Annotated in this window: 10 protein-coding genes; all 10 read left to right on the forward strand. The window is 70.5% G+C overall.

Translation table 11 applies throughout. The annotated features are described in order from the left end of the window. Positions 1-12 precede the first annotated feature (12 nt). Entirely contained in the window at positions 13-1503 is a 1491-nt protein-coding gene (locus tag Q5064_RS08640; protein ID WP_302963913.1) for a UDP-N-acetylmuramoyl-L-alanyl-D-glutamate--2,6-diaminopimelate ligase, read from the forward strand. A gap of 15 nt (positions 1504-1518) precedes the next feature. Next, on the forward strand, positions 1519-3021 hold the full coding sequence (murF, locus tag Q5064_RS08645) for a UDP-N-acetylmuramoyl-tripeptide--D-alanyl-D-alanine ligase (RefSeq protein ID WP_302963914.1): 1503 nt from the start codon (positions 1519-1521) through the stop codon (positions 3019-3021). Then, complete coding sequence (mraY, locus tag Q5064_RS08650) at positions 3021-4070, forward strand: phospho-N-acetylmuramoyl-pentapeptide-transferase (RefSeq protein WP_302963917.1); 1050 nt, start codon at positions 3021-3023, stop codon at positions 4068-4070. The genes murF and mraY overlap by 1 nt, the downstream gene beginning before the upstream one ends. A gap of 1 nt (position 4071) precedes the next feature. Continuing rightward, positions 4072-5553: a UDP-N-acetylmuramoyl-L-alanine--D-glutamate ligase gene (gene murD, locus Q5064_RS08655; RefSeq protein ID WP_302963920.1), complete on the forward strand. Its 1482-nt coding sequence runs from the start codon at positions 4072-4074 to the stop codon at positions 5551-5553. Then, the gene (locus tag Q5064_RS08660; protein ID WP_302963923.1) at positions 5550-6938 is read left to right on the forward strand and encodes an FtsW/RodA/SpoVE family cell cycle protein; all 1389 of its coding nucleotides are present in this window, start codon (positions 5550-5552) and stop codon (positions 6936-6938) included. The genes murD and Q5064_RS08660 overlap by 4 nt, the downstream gene beginning before the upstream one ends. Positions 6939-6941: 3 nt before the next feature. Then, a complete protein-coding gene (gene murG / locus Q5064_RS08665; protein ID WP_302963924.1) occupies positions 6942-8057 on the forward strand; it encodes an undecaprenyldiphospho-muramoylpentapeptide beta-N-acetylglucosaminyltransferase in 1116 nt (371 codons plus the stop codon). A 38-nt stretch (positions 8058-8095) separates the two neighbouring features. Continuing rightward, the gene (gene murC / locus Q5064_RS08670; protein ID WP_302963926.1) at positions 8096-9478 is read left to right on the forward strand and encodes a UDP-N-acetylmuramate--L-alanine ligase; all 1383 of its coding nucleotides are present in this window, start codon (positions 8096-8098) and stop codon (positions 9476-9478) included. A gap of 8 nt (positions 9479-9486) precedes the next feature. After that, the gene (gene murB, locus Q5064_RS08675; protein WP_302963928.1) at positions 9487-10440 is read left to right on the forward strand and encodes a UDP-N-acetylmuramate dehydrogenase; all 954 of its coding nucleotides are present in this window, start codon (positions 9487-9489) and stop codon (positions 10438-10440) included. Further along, positions 10433-11452 (forward strand): cell division protein FtsQ/DivIB, encoded by a 1020-nt coding sequence (locus Q5064_RS08680; protein ID WP_302963931.1) that lies wholly within the window; start codon positions 10433-10435, stop codon positions 11450-11452. Before murB ends, Q5064_RS08680 begins: the two co-directional genes overlap by 8 nt. 216 nt (positions 11453-11668) lie before the next feature. After that, positions 11669-12355 (forward strand): cell division protein FtsZ (ftsZ, locus tag Q5064_RS08685; RefSeq protein ID WP_302963934.1); only part of this gene is annotated, 687 nt, incomplete at its 3' end.

The following is a 12355-nucleotide window of genomic DNA, read 5'->3' on the forward strand; positions in this document are numbered from 1 at the left end:
AACGTACACGCCATGACCAAGACCTGCGCAGAGCTCTTCCAAGGACTGGATTGCACCATCATCGGCAACGGCGAGGAGGAGGTGGCGGGACTGGCGTTCCGCGGCGACGCCGTGCACCCGGGCGATATGTTCTTCTGCATCGTGGGCAACGTGGTGGACGGCCACTCCTTCGCCCAGGACGCCATCGACCGCGGCGCCACGTCGCTCGTGGCCCAGCGCAAGGTGTACCTGGCCGATGCCACCGACGTGACCGAGGTGGTGGTGGCCGACTCCCGCAAGGCCATGGCGCACGCCGCCGTGAACTTCTACGACCATCCCTCCGCGGCCTTCTCGCTCGTGGGCATCACGGGCACCAACGGCAAGACCACCACCACCTACCTGGTGGAGCACATCGCCGAGGTGGCCGGCAACCGCTGCGGCGTCATCGGCACGGTGGGCAACAAGATCGCCGGGCGCATGGAGCACTCCGAGCATACCACCCCCGAGTCGCCCGACCTGCAGAAGCTGTTCGCGCGCATGCGGGACGCGGGCTGCACCGTGGTGGCCATGGAGGTGAGCTCGCACGCGCTCGACCTGGAGCGCACCTGGGGCACCGACTTCGCGGTGACCGCGTTCACGAACCTCACCCAAGACCACCTGGACTACCACCACACCTTCGACGACTACTTCGAGGCCAAGGCCCTGCTGTTCTCCCGCGCCTACCCGGCGCGCCGCGTCATCAACATCGACGGCTCCTGGGGCCGCGAGCTTCTGCGGCGTGTGACCGAGGCGGGCGACGAGGTGATCACCACCGGCTTTACGCCCACGGCCCAGATCCATCCGATCGACATCGCCTACGAGGCCACGCGCACGCGCGTGACGCTCGAGGTGCGCGGCGCGAAGGTGGACGTCGTCTACCCGCTCGTGGGGCGCTTCAACGTGGAGAACGTCATGACGGCCTTCGGCTGCGCGCTGGCGCTCGGCATCCCGACCGATGTCATCGTGGACGCGCTGGCCACCATGCCGGCGGTTCCCGGGCGCTTGGAACAGGTGGATGCCGGCATCGACGCGCCGGTGACCGTGTACGTGGACTACGCCCACACCCCCGATGCGCTGACCAAGGCCATCGCCTCCATCCAGGAGCTGTCGGGCGGGCGCACCATCGTGGTCTTCGGCTGCGGCGGAAATCGCGACGCCACCAAGAGGCCCATCATGGGTGCCGCGGCTTTGGCCGCCGACTTCGCCGTGGTGACGAGCGACAACCCGCGCCACGAGGACCCACAGGCCATCATCGACGACATCGTGGCGGGCATGGACGCCGACGGCGCCTTCGTCGTGGAGCCCGACCGCCGCGCCGCCATCGCGGCCGCCATTGCCGAGGCCCGTCCGGGCGATGCCATTCTCCTGGCCGGCAAGGGACATGAGGATTACCAGCTGGTGGGCGATGCCGTGCTCGACTTCGACGACCGCAAGGTGGCCGCCGAAGAGCTCGTGCGCGCCTTTGGCGAGACGGAGAGCAACTAAAGGGAAGGAAGTCGCGTGCGCCTCAACGCAAAACAAATCGCAGCATGCACGGGCGGACAATTTCTCGTAGAAGCCATTGACCCGAGCGCCCTCATGACGGGCATCACGTGGGATTCCCGCGAAGTGCAGCCCGGGTGGCTGTACGTGGCGCTGCCCGGCGAGCGGGTGGACGGCCACGACTTCGTGGAGGCGGCCCTGCGCGCCGGCGCGGCGGGCGCCCTCGTCATGCAGAGTCCGGGCCGCGCCGCCTGCCTGCTCGCCCGCGAGATGGGCGCGGCCGTCATCGAGGTGGCCAACACCGCCAGCGCCATCACCGATCTGGCCCGCGAGTGGCGCGCCCATCTGCGCGGGCGCGTGATCGCGCTCACCGGCTCGGTGGGCAAGACCACCACCAAGAACCTCGTGCGGGACGTGTGCGCCGCCTTCGGCAGCGCGGTGGCGACCCGCGGCAACCAGAACAACGAGCTGGGCGTGCCGCGCACCATCCTGGCCGCCGACCCGGAGACCGCCGTCGTGGTGGTGGAGATGGGCATGCGCGGCGTGGGGCAGATCGCCGAGTTGTGCGATTTCGTGCGCCCCGACTGGGGCCTTGTCACCAACGTGGGGGAGAGCCACATCGAGCTTCTGGGCTCGCGGGAGAACATCGCCCGGGCGAAGGCGGAGCTCTACGCCGCCCTGCCCGCGGGGGTGGGCCGCGCCTTCCTGAACCTCGGGAGCCCCTATCTCGGCACGCTGATGGAAGCCGGCGACCTGCGCGGCCGCCCGATGCTGCTGTCGGGCTTCGCGGGTGCTCCCGACGAGGCCCTGCGCGCGATGCTCGAGCGCGACGAGACGGCGTGCGAGGAGGTGGTGTGGGCCGAGGGCGTGCAGCTGGACGCCGAGGGCCGCGCCCGCTTCACCCTGTGCGCCCGCGACCATGCCGACCACGAGGAGGAGGCGCTCTTCACCCCGGTGGAGCGCTGCCTGTGCGCCCTGACGCTCACCGGCGCCCACAACGTGGACAACGCCGTGGCCGCCGCCTCGGTGGGCTTCGCCCTCGGGCTCGACCTGGAGACGATCGCCGCAGCCCTCGGCGCCTCGGTGCCCGAGCCGGGGCGCCAGGAGGTCATCGCCGCCCGGGGCGGCTTCACCATCGTGAACGACGCCTACAACGCGAGCCCCGACTCCATGCGCGCGTCGCTGTCCACCTTCGCTGCCACCGAGGTGGCGGGCCGCCGCATCGCCGTGCTCGGGGATATGGGCGAGCTGGGCGACTTCGCCGAGCCGTGCCACCGGGGGGTGGGCTCCCATGCCGCCGCCCTCGGGCTCGACCGCCTCATCTGCGTGGGCGATCTGGCCGGCTTCATCGCCGAGGGGGCCCGCGAGGGGGGCATGGACGCCTCCCGCATAAGCCGCGCGGCCACCGTGGCCGATGTGCTGGAAGAGCTTGATTCCCTGCTCGAGCCCGGCGACGCCGTGCTCGTGAAGGCGTCCCATTTCATGGGGCTTACCCGTGTCGTCGAAGGATTGGTCCGCTAATGTTCTCTCTGTTCTCCGCCTACCCCACCTTCATGGTGTTCCTCGCCGTGGTGATGTCCATGGTCATCACCATGGTGCTCATGCCCGCCTGGATCCGCTTTTTGAAGTCGGCCCAGATCGGCCAGCAGGTGCGTGCCGACGGCCCGCAGAGCCATCTTGTGAAGCAGGGCACGCCCACCATGGGCGGCGTCATCATGCTCGTGGCCGTCATCGTGTTCACCCTGCTCGCCTCGGTGGGCGCCCCCACGGCCGAGCTGTGGCTTCTGCTGGGGGCCACGGTGGCCACGGGCCTGCTCGGCCTCATCGACGACGCCTCGAAGGTGGCCCACGAGCGCTCGCTGGGGCTGACGCCCAAGGCGAAGCTCGTGGGGCAGTTCCTCATCGCCGGCGTGTTTGTGCTCGCCGCGGTGAACCTGCTCGACGTGGCCCCCACGGTGGAGATCCCGTTCGTCTGCGTGATCGACCTGGGCGTGCTCACCACGGTGGTTCCCGTGGGCGATGGCATCGAGATCCCCTGGCTCTACCTCATCTACTGCCTCATCCTGCTCGTGGGCCTGTGCAACGCCGTGAACCTCACCGACGGTTTGGACGGCCTGGCGGCCGGCACGGTCATGGTGGTCATGCTCGTGATGGCCGCCATCGCGTTTCGCACGGGCAGCCTGGAGCCGGCCCTGTTCGCCGGCGCCCTCGCCGGCGCCTGCATCGGCTTTCTGTGGTTCAACTCCTTCCCGGCCGACATCTTCATGGGGGATACCGGCTCGCTCGCCCTCGGCATGGCGCTCGGGTGCCTGGCCGTGGTGAGCAAGGTGGAGTTCATCGTCATCATCATCGGCGGCCTGTTCGTGGCCGAGGCGCTCTCGGTCATGATCCAGGTGTTCTACTACAAGAAGACGAAGAAGCGCATCTTCCTCATGGCGCCTTTGCACCACCACTTCGAGAAGAAGGGCTGGTCGGAGACGAAGGTGGTCGTGCGCTTCTGGATCGTGTCGGGCATGCTCGCGGCCTGCGGCTTCGTGCTGCAGTTCGCCTCGTCGCTGGCGGTGGCCTAGCATGGCGGCGCGGGAGTACCTGGAGGGGCGCAAGCTCGCCCCGGCGAGCCTCGGGCGCGTGCTCGTGCTCGGCCTCGGCAAGTCGGGCCGCGCGGCGGCCGAGTACTGCCTTAACCTGCTTGGCGGCCGCGTGGAGGAGCTCGCCGTGGCGGCGGGTGCGCCGAGCGGGGAGGCCGAGGCGTGGGCCGAGGCCGCCCGGGCCCGCGGCGCGGTGGTGCTGTTCGACCACGAGGCCATCGAGGGCTCCTACGATGTGTGCATCGCCAGCCCCGGCATCTCCCAGCTCTCCGATTTCTACCGCAGCGCCGAGGCGGCGTCCGCCGAGGTGGTGAGCGAGGTGGAGTTCGCCTGGCGCGAGAGCGCCTCCGACGCGAAGTGGGTGGCCGTGACCGGCACCAACGGCAAGACCACCACCACGGCCCTCGCCGCCCACCTGCTGCGCCAGGCGGGGCTCGCCGCCGCGGCCGTGGGAAACATCGGGGACACCTGCATCCAGGCCGTGGCTGCCGGGAAGACCGAGGTGTACGTGGCCGAGGTGTCCAGCTACCAGCTGGCCTCCACGCGCGACTTCGCCCCCAACGTAGCCCTCGTGCTCAACATCACCCCCGATCACCTGGCGTGGCACGGCAGCCACGAGGCCTACGCGGCGGCCAAGTGGAAGGTCCTCGCCAACCTGGGCTCCGCGCCCGGCGCCGTGGCCGTGCTCGCGGCTTGCGACGACGCGGTGCGCGCCCGCATCCGCGAGGCCCGCGCGTCGGGCGGGTTTCCCTTCGCCTACGTGCCCGTGGGGACCGCCGCCGGCGTGGGCGGCGACATGCGCGACGCCTGCGGGTCGGATAACGCCGCCTTCCGGGGCGCGGCCGGCCGGCTCACCGTGGCCCTGAACGGCGAAGTGTCCGAGCTCATCTACGTGGACGACCTGCAGATCAAGGGCGCCCACAACCAGGCCAACGCCCTGGCCGCGGCGTCCGCCGCGCTCGCCCTGGACGTCCCCGCGAGCATCGTGGCCGAGGGGCTTTTGTCCTTCGCGCCCCTCGAGCACCGCGTGGAGCCCGCCGGCGAGGTTGCCGGCGTCGCCTGCTACAACGATTCCAAGGCCACCAACGTGGACGCCACCCTCGTGGCGCTCACGGCCTTCCTGCCCGCGCGGCCCATCGTGCTGCTCGGCGGCCGGGACAAGGGCACCGACCTGGCGCCGCTCGTGGCCGCCTGCGAGGAGCACGCGAAGGCCGCGGTGTGCTTCGGCGAGGCCCGCGAGCGCCTCCTTGCTGCCTTCGAGGGGTCGGGCGTGCGCACGCTGTCCGCACCTGGCATGGAGACCGCCCTCGACGCGGCGCTCTCCATCGCCGAGCCGGGCGATGTGGTGGTGCTCTCGCCGGCCTGCGCCTCCTTCGACGAGTTCAGCTGCTTCGAGGAGCGCGGCGACGTGTTCAAGGCCCTCGTGGCCGAGCACGCCGCGCGCGCGGCCGGGGCGCGTCCGTGAGCCGATTCTCCCGACAGACCGCTGAGACCTCGGGCCCCTCTCGTCAGGGGCCCCGCGTTCTCCTGCTCCTGTGCGTGCTGGCCCTCGTGCTCATCGGGCTCGTCATGGTCTTCTCCGCCTCCATGGTGAAGGCCCTCGACGAGGGCAAGCCCGCCAGCGACTTCTTCACCGACCAACTCGTCTTCGCCGCGGCCGGCGCCATCGCCGCCGTGATTCTGTGGAAGGCGATTCCCTACCGGGTGTGGGTGGGGCCGGCCGTGTGGGTCGTGTGGGGCGTGGCCGTGGCGCTCATCTTGGCCACCGCCGCCTTCGGCACCGACAACTACGGCGCCAAGCGGTGGCTCTACATCGGGTCGCTCGGCCTGCAGCCCTCGGAGTTCTGCAAGATAGCCTTCCTGCTGGTGTCGGTGCGCCTGCTTCTGGACTACCAAAGCGGCGCGGTGGAGTTCCGCGCCTCCATGGTGCGGGTGCTCGTGTTCCTCATCCTGCCCATCGGCATCATGTACCGCACCCAGTCCGACCTGGGCACCACGGTCATCTGCATGGTGGGCATCGTCGCCGTCATGTGGATGGGCGGGGTGTCGCACCGGGTCATCGGGGCGGTGCTGGCGGTGTGCGGCGCGCTCGGCCTGTTCGCGGTGTTCGGCACGGGCTACCGCGCCGGGCGCCTGGTGTTCCTCGATCCGTGGAACGACGGGCAGGGCGGCTACGGCACCGGCTACAACATCATCCGCTCCTACTACGCGCTCGCGGAAGGGGGGCTCCTCGGCGTGGGGCTCGGGAACTCCCACGAGAAGTTCCAGTACCTGTTCGCCTCGGAGAGCGACTTCATCTTCGCCGTCATCGGCGAGGAGCTGGGGCTGCTCGGCGCCATGGCCGTGGTGCTGCTGTTCTTCGGGGTCCTGTTCGCGGGGCTCTCCATCGCCGAGCGCGCCGACGACGAGATCGGCACCATGATCGCGGGGGGCTGCACCGTCATGCTCGTGTTCCAGGCGTTTTTGAACATCGCCTGCGTCATCGGGGTGTTCCCGACCACGGGAAAGCCGCTGCCGTTCATCTCGGCGGGCGGCTCGTCCATGCTCGCGTCGTTCATCCTGCTCGGTCTCATCCTGTCCGTGTCCCGCGCGAGTGCCGCGCCCTCGGTCTACGAGCAGCGCCGCGCCGATTTGCGCCTCGTGAAGCAGGAGCGCCCCGGCCGCGACGGCACCGCGCCCCCGCGCCGGGGCGCGGGAGCCCCGTCCCGCAGCCGCGATGGCGCGGGTCGCACCGACCGCGCCGCCCGCACCGACCGCGCCGCCCGCGCCCGCTCGGGCGGTTCGTCCCGGGCGCGCTCCCGCGCCGCCCGCGGCCCTGAGGCCGCCCGCGCCCGATCCCCAAGGAGGTAGCCCATGTTGGCAGTGCTCTCCGGCGGCGGTACCGCCGGCCACATCAACCCCGCCCTCGCCCTGGCCGAGGAGCTTTCCGACCGCGGCTGGGAGGTGCGCTTCGCCGGCACCCCCGGCGGGGTGGAGGCGCGCCTCGTGCCGGCGGCCGGCATTCCGTTCCAGGCCTTCGAGGCCTCCGGCTTCGACAGGGCGCATCCGCTGTCGCTGCCCCGGGGGGTGGCGAAGATCGCCGCCTCCACGGCCAAGGCGCGCGCATGGTTCCGCGAGATCGAGCCGGACGTGGTGGTGGGCTTCGGCGGCTATGTGTCCATTCCCGTGGCCCGCGCCGCCGAGAAGGCGGGCATCCCGGTGGTGCTCCACGAGCAGAACTCGGTCATGGGCATGGCCAACAAGTATCTGGCCAAGAAGGCCGCCGCGGTGTGCCTGACCTACGAGCACTCGGCCCGCGACCTGCCCGCGGGCGCTCCCGTGCACCTGACGGGCAACCCGGTGCGCCGCCAGGTCATCGAGGCCGACCGCGCCGAGGGCCGCGCGATGCTCGGGGCGGGCGAGGGCGATCTCGTGCTCCTCGTCTTCGGTGGCTCGCTCGGCGCGCGCCATATCAACGAGGGGCTCGTCGCGCTCAAGGAAGACCTGCTCGCGCGCCCGAACCTGCGCATCGTGCACATCACCGGCCCCAAGGAGCTCGACGCCGTGCGCGAGGCGCTCGCGCTCACCGACGACGAGGCGGCCCGCTGGCAGCTTCTGGGCTACCAGGACCGCATGGGCGAGACCATGGCCGCCGCCGACGCCATCGTGTCGCGGGCCGGCGCCACCTCGCTCGCCGAGATATCGGCGCGGGCCATCCCGGCGCTGCTCGTGCCCTTCCCCTACGCCACCGAGGACCATCAGACCACCAACGCCCGGGCCTACGTGGACGCCGGCTGCGCCCTCATGGTCCCCGACGCCGAGGTGGGAGGCGACGCCTTCGCCCGCGCGCTCTTCTCCCTCATCGACGACGCGGACGTGCGCGCGGCCCAGACGGCCGCCGCCCGCGCCCGGAAAACCGTCCAGGCGGCCGCTCTATTGGCAGATGTCGTGGAAGGGGCCGCCACAGGGGCCCCGGGTGCTGTACAATAGCGAGGTTTGAACACGTTACAGCTTGAAGGCGGTTTTCTATGAGCACGGACAGGCTTCACTTCATCGGCGTCGGCGGCGTCGGAATGAGCGGCATCGCGCGCGTGGCCCACGACCAAGGCATGGAGGTCACGGGCTCCGACCTGAAGGAGAGCCGCTACACCAAGCAGCTGCGCGACGCCGGCGTGACCGTCTTCATCGGCCAGGACGGCGCCAACATCCCCGAGGGCGATCCGCTCGTGGTGGTGTCCACGGCCATCCTGGAGAACAACCCCGAGCTCATCGAGGCCCGCGCCCGCGGCCTCGAGATCTGCCACCGCGCCCAGATGCTCGCGCACCTGGGGCGCGGTCTGGACACGCTCGCCGTGGCGGGCACCCACGGCAAGACCACCACGTCCTCCATGCTCGCGAGTACCCTGGACGCCATGGGGTGCGACCCGACCTTCCTCATCGGCGGCATCGTGCGCGCCTACGGCACCAACGCCCACTCGGGCACGGGCTCCTACTACGTGGTGGAGGCCGACGAGTCCGACAAGTCCTTCACCTACCTCGCCCCCGCGGCCGCCATCGTCACCAACATCGAGGCGGATCATTTGGACCACTACGCGGGCCTCGAGGAGATCTACGACCAGTTCCGCCAGTTCCTCGCCGGCGTGCGCGAGGGCGGCCCCGTCGTCGTGTGCGGCGACGACGGCAAACTCGTGGAAGTGGCGCGCTCCACGGGGCGCCCCGTGACCACCTACGGCTTCGCCGAGGACTGCGACGCCCGCATCGTGAGCTGGGAGACGGCCGGCGTGGGCACCCGCTTCACGCTGCAGCTGCCCGACGGGCGCATGGTGGCCAGCCGCATCAAGCAGAACCCGGGCCTGCACAACGTGGCCAACGGGGCCGCCGTGCTTACCCTCATCGACGCCCTCGGCCTCGATGTCGTGGACGCCGCCGACAAGCTCGCCGAGTTCTCGGGGGTGCGCCGCCGCTTCGATCTGGCCGGCGAGGCCGCCGGTGTCACCGTGGTGGACGACTACGCGCATCATCCCACCGAGATCGCCGCCACCATCGCCGCCGCCCGCGCCCTCGACTTCAAGCGCGTCCACGTGCTCTTCCAGCCCCACCGCTACTCCCGCGCCGCCCTGTTCACCGAGGTGATGCGCGACGAGTTCGGCGCCGCCTTCGACGGGGCCGATACCGTCACTTTCATGGACGTGTACTCCGCTGGCGAGGCGCCGGTGCCGGGCATCACGGGCAAGACCTTCCTCGCGCCGGTGGAGGAGCACGGGCACCCGCGCACCCGCTACGTGCCGCGGCGCATCGACGTGGTGCCGGCCATGCTGGAGGTGGCCGAGCCGGGAGACCTCGTCATCACCATGGGCGCCGGAGACGTGACCGCCATCGCCCCCCAGCTCGTCGACGAGCTGGGACGCTAGGGGACGCCATGGCCCGGCACGCTTCCCCGCTCCAGTCGCTGCTCGTGGACGACCGCTTCGACGGCGACGTGTACCCCAACGAGCCCATGAGCCGCCACACCACCTACCGCATCGGCGGCCCGGCGCGCTTCTTCGTGCGCGCGAACTCCGTGGGCGCGCTCACCCGGCTCATCGACGTGTGCGCCGAGGAGGGCACCCCCTGGGTGGTCATCGGCCGCGGCTCCAACGTGCTCGTGGCCGACGAGGGCTTCTCCGGGGTGGTGGTGGCCCTCGGGCGCGACTTCCGCTCATCGCGCTTCGAGGACGGGCGCTTCATGGTGGGCGCCGGGGCCACGCTCTCGTCGGTGGTCCAAGACGCCTTCCGCCGCAACCTGCGCGGCTTCGAGTTCGCCGTGGGAACCCCGGGGACGGTGGGCGGAGCCCTGCGCATGAACGCCGGGTCCCGCGAGGAGTGGATCGGCTCCCAGGTGGTCACCGTGGCCACCTACCAGCCCGGCCGCGGCCTCGTCCGGCGCCGCGGATCGGAGCTTACGTGGGGATACCGCGAGAGCTCCTTCGCCCCCGACGAGGTCATCCTGGAATGCGAGCTGGCCGCCGAGCCGGCCGATCCCTTCCAACTGCGCGACAAGATGGAGGCGAACCTCGCGCGCCGCCAGCACACCCAGCCTTTGGCGCTTCCCACCTGCGGAAGCGTGTTCAAGAACCCCGAGGGCGCCTCGGTGGGCCGCCTCATCGACGAGGCCGGCCTCAAGGGGGCGAGCATCGGGGGCGCCCGGGTGTCCGACGTGCACGGCAACTTCATCGTGAATGCGGGCACCGCCACGGCCGCCGACGTGCGCGCCCTCATGGAGCACATCCGCCGCTGCGTGCAGGCGAACTACGGCATCAGCTTGGAGCCCGAGGTGCGCCTCATCGGCTTCGGCGACGCCCCGCGCGCCCCGCGCGAGGAGTCCCATGGCTAGGCGCGGCTCCAACAACCCCCGCTACAACGCGGGCGCCGCCCGCCGCATGGTGTCCGCTTCCGACCGTCCCGCGCGCCCGCACGCCCGCGCGTCCGCCCGCGCCTCGCGCCCCGCCCGCGCCGGATCGGGCTCGCCCACGCCGCGCACGAGCGCCCGCGGGCAGGTCAGCTCCGTGCGCCTGGGCGATCTGGACCGCGCCGCCCGCCGCGCGCCCGCGCCCCGCACCGTGGCGCGTCCCAAGCGCTCGGCGGCCTTCCGCGTGGTCGTGGGTCTCATCGTGGCCGCGGTGCTGCTCGGGGGCACCTACACCTGCCTCTACTTCTCGCCGACCTTCACCATCGAGTCGGTGAAGGTAACCGGCGCCGACCACCTCACCAACGAGGAGATGGCCGTGCTGGCCGCCGTGCCCCAGGGAACCACCCTGCTCAACGTGGACACCGCGGCCATCGAGAACAGCGTGGTGCGCGACGCCTGGGTGGACAGCGTGCACGTGAACCGCCTGTTCCCCAACACGCTGGAGATCGTCGTCACGGAGCGCAAGATCGCCGCGGTGGTGGACGTGGCCGCCGACAACGCCAAGACCACCCAGCACTGGGCCATCGCCTCCGACGGCATGTGGCTCATGGAGATCCCCGACCGCGACTCGGAGCTCGGCCAGTCCATCAGCCCGCAGATCTTCGAGGACGCCGACGCCGTCCTGCACATCAAGGACGTGCCCTTCGGCCTCACCCCCGAGGTGGGCACCTACTGCACCGACGGCAACGTGAGCAACGCCTTGGCCATCCTGGACGGGCTTTCCACCGAGCTCGCCGACCAGGTGAAGACCGTGTCGGCCACCGATGCCGCCTCGACGCTGCTCACCTTGGACAACGGCATCGAGATCGCCTTCGGCGCCGCCGAGGACATCCGCGACAAGGAGCGCATCTGCCTGGAGATCATGGCGGAGCATCCCGGCAAGGTGTCCTACATCAACGTGCGCGTCACCGACCGTCCCACCTGGCGCGCCGTCTAGGCCCCTTGCGCCCGCGATTTGTTTAGAATTGATATAAATGGAGGGCTATTCGCGCCTTTGGCGCGCGGGAAGCGTTGCAAACGGGTAGCCTTCGTGTACAATATCCCCACATAATCGCCGCTCCCAGGGCGGCGCGATAGGGCGCGCCCGCGCGGGCGCGCGAAGAACGATTGAGAAACGCAGCAGTGAAACGCAGCTAGTGCGGAGGAAACAACCATGGCGAATATCCCGGGCGGAGATCATCTGGCGGTCATCAAGGTCGTCGGTGTGGGCGGAGGCGGCACCAACGCGGTGAACCGCATGGTGGAGGCCGGCGTGAAGGGCGTCGAGTTCATCGCGGTCAACACCGATCGCCAGGCCCTGCTCATGTCCGATGCGGACAAGACCATCCACATCGGCGAGGAGCTGACGCGCGGCCTCGGCGCCGGCGCGAACCCGCAGGTGGGCTGCCAGGCCGCCGAAGAGAGCCGTGCGGAGATCCGCGAGGCGCTGGCCGAGGCCGACATGGTCTTCGTCACCGCCGGCGAGGGCGGCGGCACCGGCACCGGCGCGGCCCCCATCGTGGCCGAGATCGCCCGCGAGGAGATCGGCGCCCTCACCGTGGGCGTGGTCACCAAGCCCTTCTCTTTCGAAGGCCGCCTGCGCCGCAACCAGGCCGACCAGGGCATCGATCTGCTCTCCCAGAAGGTCGATACCCTCATCGTCATCCCCAACGACCGCCTGCTCGAGATCGTCGACAAGAAGACGTCCATGATCGACGCCTTCCGCATCTGCGACGACACCCTGCGCCAGGGCATCCAGGGCGTGACCGACCTCATCACCATCCCCGGCCTCATCAACCTCGACTTCGCCGACATCCGCACCGTCATGAAGGACGCGGGCACGGCCATGATGGGCATCGGC

Origin of the sequence: uncultured Adlercreutzia sp., from assembly GCF_958431955.1 — a bacterium.
Taxonomy (GTDB): domain Bacteria; phylum Actinomycetota; class Coriobacteriia; order Coriobacteriales; family Eggerthellaceae; genus Adlercreutzia.

Bases quoted from the DNA above. Each gene is read 5' to 3' on its own strand.
- Q5064_RS08640 (WP_302963913.1), top strand. From the start codon at position 13: ATGACCAAGACCTGCGCAGAGCTCTTCCAAGGACTGGATTGCACCATC.
- mraY (WP_302963917.1), top strand. From the start codon at position 3,021: ATGTTCTCTCTGTTCTCCGCCTACCCCACCTTCATGGTGTTCCTCGCC.
- murD (WP_302963920.1), top strand. From the start codon at position 4,072: ATGGCGGCGCGGGAGTACCTGGAGGGGCGCAAGCTCGCCCCGGCGAGC.
- murG (WP_302963924.1), top strand. From the start codon at position 6,942: ATGTTGGCAGTGCTCTCCGGCGGCGGTACCGCCGGCCACATCAACCCC.
- murC (WP_302963926.1), top strand. From the start codon at position 8,096: ATGAGCACGGACAGGCTTCACTTCATCGGCGTCGGCGGCGTCGGAATG.
- murB (WP_302963928.1), top strand. From the start codon at position 9,487: ATGGCCCGGCACGCTTCCCCGCTCCAGTCGCTGCTCGTGGACGACCGC.
- Q5064_RS08680 (WP_302963931.1), top strand. From the start codon at position 10,433: ATGGCTAGGCGCGGCTCCAACAACCCCCGCTACAACGCGGGCGCCGCC.